The organism is Alkalibaculum bacchi (assembly GCF_003317055.1).
In the GTDB taxonomy this organism is placed as follows: domain Bacteria; phylum Bacillota; class Clostridia; order Eubacteriales; family Alkalibacteraceae; genus Alkalibaculum; species Alkalibaculum bacchi.
Genome location: NZ_QNRX01000014.1, coordinates 68754 through 86110, shown reverse-complemented (window position 1 = coordinate 86110; position 17357 = coordinate 68754). Strand labels below are relative to the sequence as shown.

13 protein-coding genes and 1 riboswitch are annotated in these 17357 nt (G+C 35.7%); of the genes, 2 read left to right on the top strand and 11 right to left on the bottom strand.

Annotation, left to right across the window (positions count from 1 at the left end):
* Window positions 1–545: 545 nt before the first annotated feature.
* A complete protein-coding gene (locus DES36_RS10815; protein ID WP_113921217.1) occupies window positions 546–1235 on the bottom strand; it encodes a Fic/DOC family protein in 690 nt (229 codons plus the stop codon).
* Between the two features lie 11 nt (window positions 1236–1246).
* A complete protein-coding gene (locus DES36_RS14860) occupies window positions 1247–1411 on the bottom strand; it encodes a hypothetical protein (RefSeq protein WP_170128274.1) in 165 nt (54 codons plus the stop codon).
* Window positions 1412–2555: 1144 nt separating this feature from the next.
* Between DES36_RS14860 and DES36_RS10805 the strand changes: the two genes are divergently transcribed.
* Window positions 2556–3875 carry an MATE family efflux transporter gene (locus DES36_RS10805; RefSeq protein ID WP_113921215.1) on the top strand — a complete coding sequence of 440 codons (1320 nt, stop codon included), beginning with the start codon at window positions 2556–2558 and terminating at the stop codon, window positions 3873–3875.
* 175 nt (window positions 3876–4050) lie between these two features.
* Here the strand turns inward: DES36_RS10805 and thpR are convergent, their stop codons facing one another.
* Complete coding sequence (gene thpR, locus DES36_RS10800) at window positions 4051–4590, bottom strand: RNA 2',3'-cyclic phosphodiesterase (RefSeq protein ID WP_113921214.1); 540 nt, start codon at window positions 4588–4590, stop codon at window positions 4051–4053.
* 240 nt (window positions 4591–4830) lie between these two features.
* Here thpR and DES36_RS10795 point away from each other — a divergent pair, with 240 nt between their 5' ends.
* Window positions 4831–5511, top strand: coding sequence for a phosphoribosylaminoimidazolesuccinocarboxamide synthase (locus DES36_RS10795; protein WP_423230759.1), 681 nt, complete (start codon window positions 4831–4833; stop codon window positions 5509–5511).
* 232 nt (window positions 5512–5743) lie between these two features.
* Here the strand turns inward: DES36_RS10795 and DES36_RS10790 are convergent, their stop codons facing one another.
* The 8 genes from DES36_RS10790 to cysD form a co-directional block, all read right to left on the bottom strand.
* Window positions 5744–7300 (bottom strand): ASKHA domain-containing protein, encoded by a 1557-nt coding sequence (locus DES36_RS10790; RefSeq protein WP_242981756.1) that lies wholly within the window; start codon window positions 7298–7300, stop codon window positions 5744–5746.
* Window positions 7301–7578: 278 nt separating this feature from the next.
* On the bottom strand, window positions 7579–7950 hold the full coding sequence (locus tag DES36_RS10785) for a NifB/NifX family molybdenum-iron cluster-binding protein (RefSeq protein ID WP_113921211.1): 372 nt from the start codon (window positions 7948–7950) through the stop codon (window positions 7579–7581).
* Between the two features lie 114 nt (window positions 7951–8064).
* Window positions 8065–9243 carry a quaternary amine ABC transporter ATP-binding protein gene (locus DES36_RS10780; protein ID WP_113921210.1) on the bottom strand — a complete coding sequence of 393 codons (1179 nt, stop codon included), beginning with the start codon at window positions 9241–9243 and terminating at the stop codon, window positions 8065–8067.
* Window positions 9233–11122 carry a glycine betaine ABC transporter substrate-binding protein gene (locus DES36_RS10775; protein WP_242981755.1) on the bottom strand — a complete coding sequence of 630 codons (1890 nt, stop codon included), beginning with the start codon at window positions 11120–11122 and terminating at the stop codon, window positions 9233–9235. The genes DES36_RS10780 and DES36_RS10775 overlap by 11 nt, the downstream gene beginning before the upstream one ends.
* Window positions 11123–11253: 131 nt before the next feature.
* Window positions 11254–11387: riboswitch (cyclic di-AMP (ydaO/yuaA leader) on the bottom strand.
* Between the two features lie 119 nt (window positions 11388–11506).
* Window positions 11507–13246, bottom strand: coding sequence for a glycine betaine ABC transporter substrate-binding protein (locus DES36_RS15320; protein ID WP_278278702.1), 1740 nt, complete (start codon window positions 13244–13246; stop codon window positions 11507–11509).
* A 2-nt stretch (window positions 13247–13248) separates the two neighbouring features.
* A complete protein-coding gene (locus DES36_RS10765; protein ID WP_113921209.1) occupies window positions 13249–14457 on the bottom strand; it encodes a quaternary amine ABC transporter ATP-binding protein in 1209 nt (402 codons plus the stop codon).
* Between the two features lie 221 nt (window positions 14458–14678).
* Window positions 14679–16475, bottom strand: a complete 1797-nt coding sequence (locus DES36_RS10760) for a GTP-binding protein (protein WP_113921208.1) — start codon at window positions 16473–16475, stop codon at window positions 14679–14681.
* Window positions 16476–17357 (bottom strand): sulfate adenylyltransferase subunit CysD, encoded by an 882-nt coding sequence (gene cysD, locus DES36_RS10755; RefSeq protein ID WP_113921207.1) that lies wholly within the window; start codon window positions 17355–17357, stop codon window positions 16476–16478. It lies immediately after the preceding gene.

The window sequence follows — 17357 nt, the reverse complement described above, 5'->3', positions numbered from 1 at the left end:
TGACATAACTACACCTCGAATTTCGACTTTTATAACTATATTATACTATATTTTTACTATTTGAGGTGTAGAAACCTTTGTTTTCACACAGTCTGCCGTCCCGATATGCCAAAAAAATGGCGCAGGAAGTCACCGTCAGACTGTATATGGCATATTGGGACGGTAACTTTTATATCCTAAAAAATGGCGTAGGAAGTCACCGTCCCGATATGCCACCGTCCCGATATGCCAGATTTTCTACATTGCAATAATTTGATCTGAACAGCTTTTGGCGTTTCTAAGCTTGATCCCTAGTATTATGAAAATAACCCCTGGTATAATCTCTGACAATATTGCTCCATAAAAATCCAGATTCTAAGACAAGGCCATTTAGTGTAGTTGCTCTTAGATTATCAATACATGGGGCATGATAGAACTGGCACCGCTCTCCAGATGAATTTAAATATATGAAGGTAGATAATAATGAAAAAGACTTCACACTTTACGAGTAAATTCTCATAAACTATGAAGCCCTTTTATCACTGTGATAATAAATTATTTGATATTTATGTTTTGGTATTTGTATTTGCTTTATATACCTTTTTTATCGCACTATTAGTAGTAACAATTTCATTAATAAATTTTTTCTGTTCTTCTTTTGATGTTGGTGATGTAATTTTTTTAAATATATTTTCCATTTTATCATAATCCTTCATAAATGAATCCAAGCTTGCATCTATCATTTCCTGCTCTGTAATATCTGAGAAATCTACGTAATAACCGGCTATTTGAGCTAGATACTCTACAAAAACCCTTTGAGTCCTACCATTACCCTCCCTGAATGGGTGAATTGCATTTAATTCCCCTAAATAATATGACAAACGCTTAATTACAGAATCTATCGATACCCCTATTAAATAATTTTCATGTTTTAAATTCTCAAATAACTCTTGTAACAGTTTATCAACAAACATGTAATTACAAAACTGAGTTCCCTTTGAGATATCTACAGTTCTCGTTTCACCAGCCCAATCGTATAAATCACGAAATATATGCTTATGAATATCTTTTAAGTGTTTAACATCCATATTTCCTTTAACAACCTTCATCTTCAAATCTAATATTTTAATAGCAGTAATCTGTCTTTCAACCTCTTCAAGGTGATCTTCATCTTTAATATTCAATTTATTTCTTAACACATAACTATTTGGATAACAATATTTATTATCCCATTCATATTCATAATAATGACTCATAGCTGTCACCCTTATTTTTGAGTATGTTTCTTAATCAAATCTTTAATTAGTTGCTCGGATGATATTTGCCCAGTTGCACATCGATGTAACATCTTAATTTCATTAGTTTTTAGCTTTAATCCTTCCAGAGCCATTGTACCTTTGACCTCACGAACCTTTTGTGCAGATGTTCTCATAGTATCAATCCTTTCTTATAATTATTATAACATATATATTAATTGTAATCATTATTTTAAAACAGTCGACGATTGCTGCGACCAATGCATCGCCAGCTCCAATACTAGAATGCACTTCAATATTTAATCCCGCAACTCGAATAACCCTTTATTCATGTAAAAACAATGCGCCTTTGTGTTTTACCATAGAGATTAGTTTTCTATAAGCAGGTAGCTCTACACCTGGGCAAACACTACCTGCCGAATAATTCTATTTAAGAACGTATCATTATTTTCTGCAACATATGCTTCAATACCTGTTGTATCATAAATCAACATAGAAGCAAGATTCTTATCAATACGCTCACATATGAGTTCAGTGAGATCAACAAATTCATGAAACGGGTTGACTAAGGAATATAAAATTAAAAGTAGGAAGAGGTTTAATCTTAACAACCTCCCGTACAAAACGCTTTATTTCCTTAGTTTCTCTTTCCTCATTTTTTAGGGATTCCTCAGCGCAAGCTAATAACTCATATTCTCGACGTAATTGTCCCTTTAAGTCCTCATACTTATTCTTATTATCATTACTCATTAAAAAGCTAAAGACCCTTGAATGCTTTAATTTTTTAAATCCTTCTCTAGTTTTTCTATATTGAGCTTAGTTACTTTAACTTCATTTTCTAAAAATATTCTTGCATCAGGTGCTTTTTTATGGAAGCGAACTGCAAAATTTCTCATTCCCTTTGCAATGGCAGTAAGTTCTTTTAAGCGCTGCTCAGCTTCATTGCATAATATCTTGCTCTTTCATAGATGTAGTTTGCTTGGCTACTGCCGTTTATGGCAAGATTGATGTGGTACATTGCTTTTTCGATATCATTATTCTTTTCATATGCACGTGCAGCTAAATAATTAGTATATGCTTTAATATCATGATTATATGGAACATAGTCAAGACTCTCTTTTGCATATTTCAGCGCTTGGGATAATTATATAATTTCAAATAAATAAGAGTTAATTGAGGCGATTTATAGGATATTCGTAACCTGGTAAGGATTGGTGTTGTTGAAGAAAAGCAATCATAGTTTTTTACATGAAGTCCATATTTTAATTATTCACGAAACTGTGTTAGACTATGCAGAGTGAAGAATTTTGGAGGAATATTATGATTACAGATATGACACAGGGAAATCCTACAAAGACAATAATAAAATTTGCCTTTCCTTTTTTAGTAGGTAATTTATTTCAACAATTATATAATATCGTAGATTCTGTCGTTGTTGGAAGGTTTATAGGAACGGATGCATTAGCGGCTGTAGGTTCTTCGTTTATGATTATGAACTTCTTTTCTTTTGTCATAATAGGATTATGCATGGGATCAAGTGCTGTGTATTCTTTTTTCTTTGGAAAAAAAGATTATGTAAGTCTAAGAAAATCCGTATTTATTTCCTTTTTTTCCATTGGGATTTTTACAATAGTTCTTTCTATCTTAATAATATTAAATACCAATAATATGTTGCTTTTAATAAAAACTCCTCAAAGCATACTTGAAGGTTCACAGGATTATTTAGAGATTATTTTTGGAGGACTTATATTTGTCTTTCTCTTTAATGCCTGTTCTGCTTTAATTCGGTCTGTAGGAGATTCTAAAACGCCCTTATATTTTTTAATATTGTCGGCAGCTATTAATATTGTGCTCGATTTAGTATTTGTCGTTGAATTCAATATGAATGTTGAGGGAGTAGCCATAGCAACTGTAATTGCCCAGGCTGTTTCATCTATACTATGTTTCATCTATGCTTTTATCAAAATACCTCTTATTCGATTGCACCGTGAGGATATGGTTTTTGATAGGGAAATATCTACTATGGTAGCGAAATACAGCATCCTTACCTCTTTACAACAATCGATTATGACTTTTGGAATGGTTTGCGTTCAAGGCATTGTAAATACCTTTGGTCCAGATACGATTGCAGCTTTTACAGCCGCTGGAAAGATCGATTCAATAGCCTACCTACCAGTTCAGGATTTTGGAAATGCATTTTCTACATACATAGCTCAAAATAAAGGTGCCAAAAATAATGAGCGAATACATGAAGGAGTTAAATCAGCTGCACGTACAATAATAGTTTTTTGCCTTGTACTTTCAACACTCATTTTTATAAACTCTGAGAATCTCATGAGAATATTTGTAAAAGCAAATGAGAGCAATGTAATAAATTTAGGCGTAGAGTACCTAACCATAATATCCGTATTTTATATGCTAATCGGCTTTTTATTTATGTTTTATGGTTATTTCAGGGGCATTGGAGCCCTAAATATCTCTTTAGTACTCACCGTTATCTCTTTGGGAACTAGAGTTCTTATGGCGTACGTATTATCTAGTATTCCTACTCTAGGTCAGCGGGGGATATGGTGGTCCGTTCCTTTAGGTTGGGCTCTTGCAGATAGCGTTGGACTTATTATATATAAGAGGTTGAAATGAACTACTTTGTAATTTTTTAATATATGGCGTATATCTCAATCGTTAACGCATAGAAATCTTCGTGCTTACGGTGCTCTAGATGACCTTAGTGCGCTTTGCGCACAATTTGAATTAATGATTTTGAATTGAGAATTAGGCCTTAGATTAAACTTTACACTTAAAAAATTTGGCATTCTTAATTCTGCATTAATTTTATCCTTATGGGTGTGTATGTCAATACCTCATCAACTCTATGAGATTGTATAAGGTGAATTTCTGATATCTCTATTTGAAGATTTGGTATTTCTTTCGAAAGGGTTTCTATATCTATCTTCTCATCTAGAATTACTTTTCTTCCTAGGGTGAGATGTGGTGTGTAGGGTCTGTCCTCCAATAGAAATCCGTTTTTACGTAATTTTCTGCTCAGCTCCTCGTATAAACGTTGGAGTTGAGCGCTTTCCTTAAATCCAATCCAGTAAATGTCTCCGCCTCTGCTCCTAAATTTGCCCAATATATCTAGTTCAATCACAAAAGGGTTCATGTCAATACTGTTCATTATCTCTTCTATTTTTATGATTTGTCTTTCATCTATTTCCCCTAAAAAGGCAAGGGTCAGGTGAAGGTTTTTTTTGCGAGTAAAATTGCCTTTTATTGAATTTTTCTTTAGTCTGTGAATTGTTTGACCAACTTCCTGTAGTATCTCTTCTTGAAAAGTAATTCCTAAAAATAGTCTCATTTTTATTCTCCTAAATAACTTATTGTTTCATTCTATTTTATTATTCCCTACTGATCAATATTTTAAAGTAGTTTTAAAGACAAATTATAAATAGTAAAATAAAATCTCTTTTACTGAAAAGGTTTGCAATAAATAGATATTTATTTCCAGTCAACTCAGTTTATGGTATTATAAATACTAGTTATAGAACATAATTCCTATAATATTTTAAAGAACGAATGAGGAGTGATACTATTGAAAATGCTTTATCAAGGAAAAACAAAAGATATATATGATAAAGGCGACGGCAATTACTTATTAAAATTTAAGGACGATGTCACTGGTACAGATGGTGTCTTTGATCCAGGTGCTAATACAGTTGGCTTATCTATTGAAGGAGCTGGTAGGGCCGGACTAAAACTTACAAAGATGTTTTTTGAAAAAATTAATCAAGCTGGAATAGCAACTCATTTTGTAGATGCAGACATTGAAAATGCCACCATGACTGTAAAACCGGCAGAAGTTTTTGGCAAAGGTGTAGAGGTCATATTACGCTATAAAGCTGTTGGTAGTTTTTATCGAAGATACGGAATGTATTGTGAAGAAGGGCAAGAGCTAGACTCCTATGTAGAAGTAACTTTAAAAGACGATAATCGAAATGACCCTCTTATTACGGATGAGGCTTTAGAAATGTTAGGAATTATGACGAAAGAAGAATACACTCTACTAGTTGATTTGACAAAAAAGATCGGAAATATTATAAAAGAAGAATTAGCAAAGAAAGATTTGGAGCTCTACGATATTAAATTTGAATTTGGTCGTGTAGGAGCAGATAAACACGTGGCTCTAATTGATGAAATTTCAGGTGGAAATATGAGAGCTTACCGTGGTAGCGAGTATATTGAGCCCCTTGCCTTAGAAAAAATCATGCTTGCCGAGTAACATAATAAAGTGCCCTTGGCTCATTAGTCGCTAGTCATTAGTCTTTAGTCACTAGCATTTGGGTATTCCTTTTGGGTCAAGATCCTTCGCTTACGCTCAGGATGACTGAGCTAGAAGTTAAGGTTAAAAGTAGAGCTTTCCTAATATATAAATATAATAACAAAACCTCTAAAATTAAATACTTTAGAGGTTTTGTTATTATTAACATAAGAAATTTTGGTTAAATATCATACTACATGCTATATTTATTATTGCTTCTGTTAAGCAGCTTTTCTTTTACTGTAGGATATAGGTTAAGATTGGTATGTGGTAAAAATTTGGCTGCGTACATCTTAGTTAAAAAGTCAGCTGCTTCTTCTAATTGCAAATAATTCATGCTTGCGTATATTTCTTCAACCTTTTCTATGAGTTCCCTATTCATAAGGAGCGCATATGCCCCCTGTAGAGAGCCATTTCCTATGCGAACAAATCGATCACGAGGTAGGTCCGGATATAACCCTATGGTAATAGCAGATTCTAAATTCATATACTTTCCAAAGGCACCCGCCATGTAGACCCTTTGAACCGCAGAGGCTTCTACTCCTGAATTTTCAAGAAGAATTTCTATCATAGTGTTTGCAGCAGCTTTGGTATCTAAGTACATAGCAATATCCGTTTCAGTAAATAGCAACTCTTCTCCTGAAGCAGACTCGTGTTCCCATGCATAGGCTACAGCCCAATCTCCTTCCCTTTTCACAATGCGATCTGATTTGCCTTCATTAAATCTTCCTCCAAAGTCAATCCAACCTTCTAAAAGCATTTCAGCTATAAGATCTACAATACCTGATCCACATATGCCCACAGGTTTTCTGTTTTCAATAGTAGTTAAGATCATCTCATTATTTTGAATTTTCACTGTATCGACTGCACCAGGCTTAGCCTGCATGCCGTGTTTGCTTATCCCACCTTCCAAGGCAGGTCCTGCTGCTCCAGCAATAGTAAGCAAAAATCGATCGTTTCCAAGTACCATTTCTCCATTAGTGCCAATGTCAATATAAAGAGCCATTTCACTTTTTTCTGTCATATCCGAAGCTAAAATGCCACTTACCACATCACCGCCTAAATAATTGGCTACAGAAGGAAATGCATATAGCAAACCATTAAAGGGTAAATCTAACAATTCAGAACGAAGAAATCCAAAATGATTAAAGGTTGGCGTATAAGGTGTATGAAATATAAACCATGGGTCGATTCCTAATAAGAAGTGTACCATAGTTGTATTGCCTCCAAGGACCATAATATCGCAGTCCGTAGATAAAATTCCTGTATTTTTCTCAAGCTTTTCCATTAAGGTTCTAATACTATCTATTGTATATTTTTTGATCTCTTGTAAATGTTCTTCTTTGCCTTTTGCATAGAATATGCGACTTAGTATGTCTTCACCAAAGGCTATTTGATTATTAAATACGCTATCTTCTGCTAGAATCGTACCAGTATTTAAATCAATTAATTGCATAAAAACGGTAGTACTGCCCAAGTCTACTGCATATCCATAGTGTTTTTGAGTAGTGTCTCCTTTTTCAATTCTCACTAACTCCCAATAATCCCCAGTCCATATAAGGGATACTGTAATCTGCCAATTGGATTCCCTAAGAACCTTATAATATTTAATAAGGGTCTCCATTGAGAATTTAATGTGATTGAATTGAGGTATAAGTGCCCTTACAATTCGATCCCTATCACCAATAGTATCTGCGCCACCTGGCAAATCTAGTTCTAAAAATACTTTTTGACTTAATGATTTTTTCATTATACTCATTCCTTAATGGTTCATATAGTAGTGAATTCGATTTTATTATAATGATACCCCTTTTCAAACTATGAAAACATTAGACAAGAATAAAGATATCACCTTTCTATTTTTTAATTATATTTCCAAATTTTCAAAATATAAACACATTAAGAAAGTGCCTTCGGCACTTTAGCCATCAGCGATCAGCTGCCAATCGCCAGTGCTAGGGGCAAAATCCTATTAAACGAAAAAAGGAGTTAAAGTATGTACTTTAACTCCTCTAAATATTACACTTATTAGTGACTACATCTGCAATTATGAGAATGGCCTTCATGACTGTGTCCTGAACAGCTTGGAAGTTTTGATTCAAGGGTACCGTCAATATAATCTTGAATTGCTTTATCGATGTCTCCTTTTACTCCAACAAAAATCTCAAAACCTTGTTCTTTTAGCTTTTGGTACATACCACCGCCTATACCATCTACGATGACTGTTTTTACTCCATAAGTAGATAGAAAAATAGGAAGCATGCCATGTTGAAAGCCTGTTGCGTCAACTACTCTTTTAGTAGCCAGACATCCATCTCCTACTTCTACTATGCTAAAATACTGACATTTACCAAAGTGTTCTGAAATATTATGTCCTTCTGTTGCAATTCCAATAATCATACCAATACCCCCCTTAAAATTATTTATACTCTAATTATACCATTTATATCCTTTTAATCAAGCTTTTCAAAAACAATATGATAATATTAAGTTATTTTAAAAATAAGTATTATCTTAAATATAAGATAATACATCTGCCTTCGTTACGATACCCTTTAGACTTCCGTCTTCCTCTATTACTCCAATAGGGTATTTGGTTTCGGCTGCCATAGGGATGATGTCTGTAAGTAGAACATTAGGGGTGGTTGTTTCGATGTCTTTTATTAATACATCAGATATGGTAAGACCTTCTTTATTGGCTCGCATAGCATCATCTATAGTGATTACCCCTTGTAGGAGCATTTTGTCTTTAACCACATAGGCAGTAGAAACTTTGTTTGATCTCATGACTTTCATTGCATACGCTGGGGTATCTTTTAAGCGGACAATGCTATCAGGCGTCGACATGACGTTTTTAGCTGAGATGACTTGAGTTTTATCTGCGCTGTCTATAAATTGAGTCACATAATCGTCTTTTGGATTTGCGCTCATTTCCTCTGGAGTATCTACTTGAATAACCTCTCCGTCTTTCATAATAGCTACTTTGTCCCCTAATTTAAACGCTTCATTAATATCGTGAGTGATAAAAATTATAGTTTTATCTAATTTCTTTTGAATGGACAACAATTCAAATTGCATATCTTTTCGTACTAGAGGATCTAATGCGGAGAAAGGTTCATCCATTAGAAGGATTTCAGCATCGCTAGCAAGAGCTCTTGCAATCCCTACTCTTTGTTTCATACCGCCAGACAAGCTTGTTATAGGCTCCTTTTCATATCCTTCTAAGCCCACCATTTCAATCATTTCAAGGGCCTTTTTATAGCGTTCTTCCCTAGATACTCCTTTTATTTCCAGACCATAAGCTACATTTTCTATGACATTTCTGTGAGACATAAGGCCGAAGTTTTGAAATACCATAGATATTTTGTTACGCCTATAATCAATTAATTCTTTTTTGCTAAATTCATTGATGTTTTTTCCTTCAATATATATATTGCCTTTTGTAGGCTTATTAAGCATATTAAAACATCTTACTAGGGTAGACTTACCAGATCCAGATAGACCAATAATAACAAAGATCTCCCCTCTTTTAATATCTAAAGATACATCCCAGAGGGCTATGTTTACACCTGTCTTTTTATATATTTCATTTTTATCTGCTCCAGATTGTTTTAATTTTAGGGTTTTACTCTTTTCAGAACCATAAAGTTTATATAGATTTTTGACACTTAATATATTCTCATTACCTGTCATTAGTGTTCACCTCACTCTTTTTCACTAGACCTTGAGTTATTCTGTCGAGTATTACAGCTAAAATCACTACAGATATACCTGATACAAGGCCTCTACCTATTTCAACACGGTTTACACTGATTAGTACTTCCATACCAAGACCTGTTGCACCAATCATTGATGTAGTGACGACCATACTCATAGCCATCATGATGGTTTGATTAACGCCAGTCATTATCGTCGGCAATGCTTGTGGGATTTGTACTTTGATTAATGACTGTAATCTTGTTGAACCAAAGGCAATACTTGCCTCTACAACTTCTTTATCGATTTGCTTGATTCCGTGGCTTGTCATCCTTATAATCGGAACGATAGCGTAGATCGTCGTTGCGATTACAGCTGGAGGCTTACCTAGTCCAAAAAATAGCAAGGCTGGTATTAAGTATACAAATACAGGCATGGTTTGCATAGTATCCAAAATAGGGCGAACAATTCGATCTGCTCTATCGCTCATAGAAATGAAAATTCCTAAGGGGAATCCTAAAATTAAAGAAATGAAAACCGATGCGATGACAATGGATAATGTTTCATTCATAAGACTCCACAAGCCTAACAGTCCTACGAATAATAATAAAACAGCGTACAAAATTCCTTTTCGCACATTATTCGTTACCTTCCATCCTGCAATAAACACGAGCAAAATAAAGATAAACCATGGAATACTATTTAACACAAAATAAATGCCATTGACAAAATTGCTTAATGCTCCACGAATCGCATTAAATATATTATCGTGTTTCACACTAAAATCTCTTACAGACTGGTCTATAGCTTGTAAATCTAGTGGGATTCTAAAGGGTATTTCTTTAAACCATCCTATAGTTGAGGTTGCAGTATCATCATTAAGAGACGATCTTAAAGTGGTAGCATCTTCTTCGTTTAGCCATTTATCGATTAGCTCATCGTGTTCTTGCAAGAACCATTTGGCTGTTTCTTTGTAGTTCGCTCCAGTCTCTTGCATATAGGCTAAGGCCTCTGAAGTTAATGCGCTTGAAGTTTGGTAGTTGCTTAAAAACTCTACCATTTCTGGGTTATTATCATAAAATTCATTGCTCACACCTACAGTTACTTTTACAGGTGGGAGTGCTGTCTTTCCTGCATTATATGTAGCTGGATCATAGGGTTCATCTTGTAATAAGACCATATCATACATACCCATAAGCCACGTTGGCTCCCAGTAATAGGCTACAATGGGTTCTCCTCTATCGTATGCTCCAGTGATGGCAGATGCTAAAGCGGAATCAGAGCCTGGCCTAAAATAAATGAAATTTTCGTCTAGACCATAATGTAAAAATTTATTATGTAAGATTTTGTCTACTTCCCAGCCTGGAATCCCGCCATAGATTCGGCCTTTACTTTGAGATTCTGCATCAGGAAACACATCAGGATACTTTTTTAGATCCTCTACTGTCTTTAAGTCTGGTGCACTTGGCTCAATTCCCCTTGTCTTATCACCTTCGATAACGTATCTCGGCACATAAAAGCCTTGGTAATTATCATCAAAATTGATGCCCAAATCCTTTAATTTACCTGCCTCTACATCTTCATCGTAGGTAGCCAGATTGTTTGTCCACTCTTCCATATGGACATCTATTTCACCGTTTATCAATCCTTCGTGAAGCACAGTAGACGAGCCTGGGACCTCTCTCCAAGAGTATCCATAAAGCTCCTCTGCTATAAAACCAGCTACCGCATTGTGAAATTTTACGCTGTCCCAACCTGCATCAGCAAATGCAATTTCTTTATTAGGAGTATCTGCATAGCCTACTGAAAAAGAACACATTAGTGCTACTAACAGTAAAGCAAACACAACTTTTCCCTTATTTTTCATTCTTCTCATCTTTTCACCTTCCTCTAATTCTTTATTTAAATAAATGAGTAGGGGTACTATGTTGGAAGCTAAAAATAGGCGCAAAAAAACTATGGTATTCCTAAGTGGAGCTCCATAGTTCTTTAAAATGTAAAGCGCACTACAACTCCCCTTTACGCATACGAGGTTAGCTGTCGGGTTAGGGATAAAGGGTAACCCATCCTAAAAGTAAAAGGATTCACCCCAGATACTTGGTTCCCCCGCTTCTATGTATAGAATTAAGCGTTTAAAATTTATTTAAATATTATATTATATTACTACTATATCACTATATATCATTTATTTCAAATTTTCCCTGGAATACTAAAAACCTGCACTGATTTTTTCTGAAGTACAGGTTTTTTAAAATCATATTTATTTTTGTAAATCTTCAATGGAATCAATCTCCATATATTGTGGTACTACTAATCCATTTTTTGTCCCCCTGAGATTTGGGCCAAGGTCCATAAGGTCTTCCTTATAAGCATTGTAATATTCTATGTGGGTGCTTGGAAGCCAAGCGCCTACCATTGCGTCGGAACTGCCGTTAGAAATACCAGCGTACATTGGTCCAACTTCTACTTGAGTTAATGATACATCATAGCCATTTTGATCCAGTACCTTTCCAATTACATTTGTACTAGCAATCTCTGTGTCCCAGGCTACTAAAGCTAGGTCAATACTTTCCCCATTTGCCTTCTGAGCACCATCTACCCACTCTGCCACCCTATCAGGATTTTCCTTAATCCATTTTTGGGCTGCTTCTTCTGCACTCATTCCACCTGTAATGTAAGCCATGACATCTTCTAGGTCCTTTGGCTCCCAAGAGAATTGATCGAGAATGGTATATGCACCAGGAGCATCTTCCTTAAGACCCTTTCGAACAAGGGTATGAATATCTTCGGCCCCACCAAAGGTACCTTTTGGATCTTCTAGAAATTTGAGATCAAAAGAAGAAAACTTCCAGTGGGGGGACCAGCCTGTTACAATAATTGGCTTTTGTGCATTATAAGCTTTTTTAAGTTCTGTTGTCATAGCAGCAGAAGAGCCTTCTATAAGATTCCACTGATCTAATCCATATTCTTTTACAGTTGTTCGAGCTTGCTCCATAATTCCTGCACCCGGCTCAATTCCTATGATTTTATACCCTACTGCAGCTCCAATGCTATTTTCATCTTGAATTGCAGAAGCGTCATCACCTAAGGGAATTGCTAGCACAATAGATGTACCAGCAATTAGTAAAGCCAATATAGAAAAAACTACTTTGGGTTTTATAATGTGCTTATAAGTTGGGTTACGCAAGTTTTGTGAAATTCTATCAAGAATAATGGCTATAAAAACGATGGATAATCCAGCCTCAAAACCTCGTCCAACGTCAATTTGACTGACCGCTCGATACACATCTGCTCCAAGCCCTGGCGCTCCAACTAGTGAAGCTGTTACAACCATTGATAGAGCTAGCATAATACTTTGGTTTACCCCTGCCATAATTGTAGGCATCGCTAGTGGCAATTGAATTTTAAAGAGTTTCTGACTTTTGCCTGAACCAAAAGCGTCTGCAGCTTCAATTAAATCTTTTGGTACCTCATCAATCCCCAAATTGGTCATACGAATGGTCGGAGCAATTGCAAAAATAAAGGATGCAATAATACCCGGAACAACGCCAATTCCAAAGAATAAAATAGATGGAATTAAGTATACAAAGGCAGGCATTGTCTGCATAAAATCAAGAATAGGTGTGACAATCCTGTTTACGGTTTTTTGTTGGGCGCACCATATTCCCACTGGAATCCCCACAAGGATGGTCAGTAATCCAGACACTAAAACAATAGACAAGGTCTGAATACTTGATTCCCAATAACCAAGGTTGTCAATTAAAAGCAGGCTCACTACCGAAAAAAAGCCTAGCTTCCATCCGCTCGTATAGGCAACCAAAAGAGCTAGAACAATTATTAAAACAATAGGAGATCCTACACTTAAGATAGCAACGATAGCATCTAATAGCCCTTCAATCGAATTGGTTAAAAGTATGAAAAGATTAGCAAATGTAATGGTGATCCAATCAACGAGAACATTAATCCACTCGCCTAATGGAATTTTGGGTATATTCATCATAATTATCGATCACTCTCCAAATCGTTCAAGGAATCTTTATTTCCCGCTAAAGCACCTACAACAGCGCCACGGATTACAACTCCTTTTAATCGGTTTTCTGAATCAACAACAGATATGGGCAAGCTCGATGTTGCCATTTCATCCATAAAATCTCCAATTAAAGTATCTTGTGAAACAATTGGAATATCCGTTATCATGGCTTCAGAAATGGTTTGTTTTGAGTCAATGGCTTTTTTCGCCAGCTCTGCAGTTAGAGCACCTAATAGCTTTTGGTGTCGATTGACAATAAATATACTTGAGTATCCTTGCTTACGCATAATTTCTAAGGCTACTCTTGGGCCTCTGTCTACCCCGATTTTTTCAGCTCGTTTCATAACATGTGAAGCTGTTAATACCTTTGATAAGTCTACATCCTCTACGAATTTTTCAACAAAAGCATTAGCAGGGTTTATCATGATCTCCTCAGGCGTTCCTAGCTGAATGACGCTACCATCTTTCATCAAAGCAATGCGGTCCCCTATTCGCAAAGCTTCATCTAAATCGTGAGTGATAAAAATAATGGTTTTTTTGTACTGCTCTTGAATTTCAATTAACTCATCTTGCATATCCTTTCGAATTAAAGGGTCTAAGGCACTAAAAGCTTCATCCATAAGGATAATATCTGTATCGCTTGCAAGAGCGCGAGCAAGACCTACCCTTTGTTGCATTCCTCCACTTAACTGTGATGGAAGCTGATGCTCGTAGCCTTTTAAACCAACGGATTTAAGGGCCTTCATTGCCTTCTCTTTTCGTTCTCCAGGATCCACCTTCTTAATTTCAAGGCCATACTCTGCATTTTCTAGTATTGTTTTGTGTGGAAATAGGGCAAAGTTTTGAAAGACCATGCTAATTCTTTTTTGTCTAATTTCTCTTAGTCTGCCTTCGTCCATTTTGACAATATCTTCACCCTTTATTAGAATTTCTCCAATAGTTGGATCAATTAGTCGATTGAACATTCGAATTAGAGTAGATTTACCACTTCCTGACAAACCCATGATTACAAAAATTTCACCAGGGTAAATCTTGAAATTAACATTATTTACACCAACAGTGTGACCTGTTTCCTTTAAAATTTCTTTTTTTGATTTACCTTCTTTTAGTAAATCAATTGCTGCCTTAGGAGATTTTCCAAAAATCTTCGAGACATTTCTGACTTCTACATACGGTTCCATCAAATCACCTCTTAGTTATCAATTTTCGCTCTACTTATTGTTTCCCACTTCTTTCTATGTATGACGATAAAGACTCATAATACCTAAGAGAAAAAATAGACAAAAAAAGACCCAAAGATGAATATATGGTTAGCTGTTGGGTTAGGGATAAAGGTAACCATCCTAAACAAAAATTATATTTTAAATAAAATGAATAAGGGGGAACTTTCGCCCTTATTCATTTACAGGTAATACTCCAGTATAATCTCTTGTTCCCTTAACATTTCACACACGGTATTTACGGCAACATCACTTGAAATACTAGCATGGGCCTTAAAGCTGCTAAATGGAGATTCTCCAATATTTACGATGATTATTTCATGAGGTTGATTTAAGAGTTTTAGCTTCTCTGCTTCATCATCATCGAGATTAAAGACAGAGGTTATCATTATTTGACCAGAATCCGTAAGAATTCTTGCCAATTCACCAATCTGTCTTATATGCTCCTCCCGATCTTCATAATTAAATGAATCTTGAGACATAAGTCCACTTAAAATACTAGAGATGCCTAAATAATAGGTTTTATAATTCATTCTAAAAAGTACCTCTTCTAATTCCTTCCCTATTTTCTCTATGACATGCTCGTTTCCTTCATTTCCAGAGGTTATGACGATAAATTTCGACTTATGACCGTAAGCTCCATTTCTTTGAGCTGATGAAATGAAACTTTTTTCCCATAAGAATTCTCTGTCCTGAATATGGTCTATTAAAGTATTGTCCCCACTAGTGACATTTTTCATAATAATCCCACCACCAGAGATCTCATAATTGTCAACAATGACAAATCTTCCTGTTCCCTCTATTTCAGATATAAGATCAAAGGCGATAGGTTTTGTCGTCTCAAAAATACATTCTGATACATCATGCCTTTCTACCTGACCTTTATATGTATCGATATGAAGTTCTGCTGCATCGATAATATTTACTATTTCAATAAGCTTTACTCCTATTTTTGTCGTTCCCATTTTTAGCTTATACACTTTGTTTTTAATCAAGGGAGCCTGGCCTACCCAAAATACATTAGCCTTAAAACGAGAGCTTATTAATGAATGTTTTTCATTTGCTTTCACCATGAGTTCTCCTGGCCTTATGTAAATTTGAGTTTGTAGTGTGACTCCTATGGCTTCATCTGCATAAGCAATATCCTTTGGTACTGTATGAAATGATTCTATACTGTCTATGACACTCCGCTTCTGGGAAGGGAGAAAGACCACTTCATCTCCTACTCTTATAGAACCACTTAATATCGTACCAGCTACAATACGCCTGTCGTCACCTTGAGCTGTAAACTTATAAATGTCTTGAACAGGCATTCTAAGAGGTAATTCTCGAGTTTCTTTCTTATTCGCAAATCCGTCCAATTGCTCCAATACAGTTGGACCATTATACCATGAGGCTCTGTAGGATTTTTCTGCCACATTGTCTCCACAAAAAGCGCTAATAGGTATGAAAATCACTGGTTTAATATTTATCTTCCATAAAAATTCTGTAAATTCATTACGTATATTTTGAAATACTCTCTCGTCGTAATCTACTAGATCCATTTTATTTACTAGGACAACTACCTGATTAACTCCTAACATGGATACAATATGTCCATGCCTTTTAGAATTTTCTTTGATTCCTTCTTTGGCGTCTATGACCAATAGTGCTGCCTCTGCCCTCGATGCACCTGTCACCATATTCTTCAAGAATTCAATATGACCAGGGGCATCGATAATGATATAGTCTCTTTTCTTCGTTTTTAAAAAACTCCGAGCCGTATCAATAGTAATACCTTGAGATTGTTCATCTTTTAATGTATCTAAAAGAAAGGCGTATTCAAAAGGTTTCGAATTCTTTTTGCAGTACTCTTTTATAGACTCTAACTTTCCATCTGGCAGAGAATTTGTGTCGGCAAATAGTCTCCCTATAACCGTACTTTTGCCATGGTCCACATGACCAACGATAACGATATTCATCTGTTCTCTTAAATTCATTTACATATATCCTCCCTTTCTAAGGGTTTCAAGTCCTCCACCATCATCCTTATCTTGGGCACGACCAGATCTTTCTGCTATATGTGCAAATTTTCCGCTTTTTAATTCATGGATAATCTCACTAATGTTTTTTGAAGTAGATTCTACTGGGGTAGTACATGGATAACATCCTAAGGATCGATAGCGTTTTCCATCTCCTTGATCAAAATACAAGGAGGTAATGGGTATATTTTCCCTATCAATATACTCCCAAATATTGAGTTCCGTCCAATCTAGAAGAGGATGTATTCTAATATGGGTTCCTGGGGCGAAATCCGTCTTGTACTGATTCCAGAATTCTGGTGGTTGATCCCCTACATCCCAGTCATTCTCTTTATCCCTCGGAGAGAAGGTCCGCTCTTTGGAACGGCTCCCCTCTTCATCGGCTCTTACCCCCACAATAACACCTGTATATCTTTCGCAATTAGTATCAGGTATGTATTTACCCGTATTTAAATCCATAATATAGCGATCCCACTCTCCAGATAGAGTTTTTTTGAGAGCTTCCGACTTTAAAGACTGACAGCAGGTAATTCGATCCACTTTACCTTCAGGAAATGTATTTTTCTCTTGGATCGCTTGTTTGTTTTCCCCATAAATCATAGTTAATTTCCATTTCAATGCAAGTTCGTCCCTGTATTCAATCATTTCAGGTATTTTATAATGAGTGTCAATATGTACCAGGGGTATTGGGACATGACCGAAAAAAGCTTTCCTCGCCAGCCACAATAATACGGTACTGTCCTTTCCAATAGACCACAACATGCAAATATTTTTAAACTCTCTATACGCTTCTCTCAATATGTAAACACTCTGAGCCTCTAATTTATCTAAATGATCCAT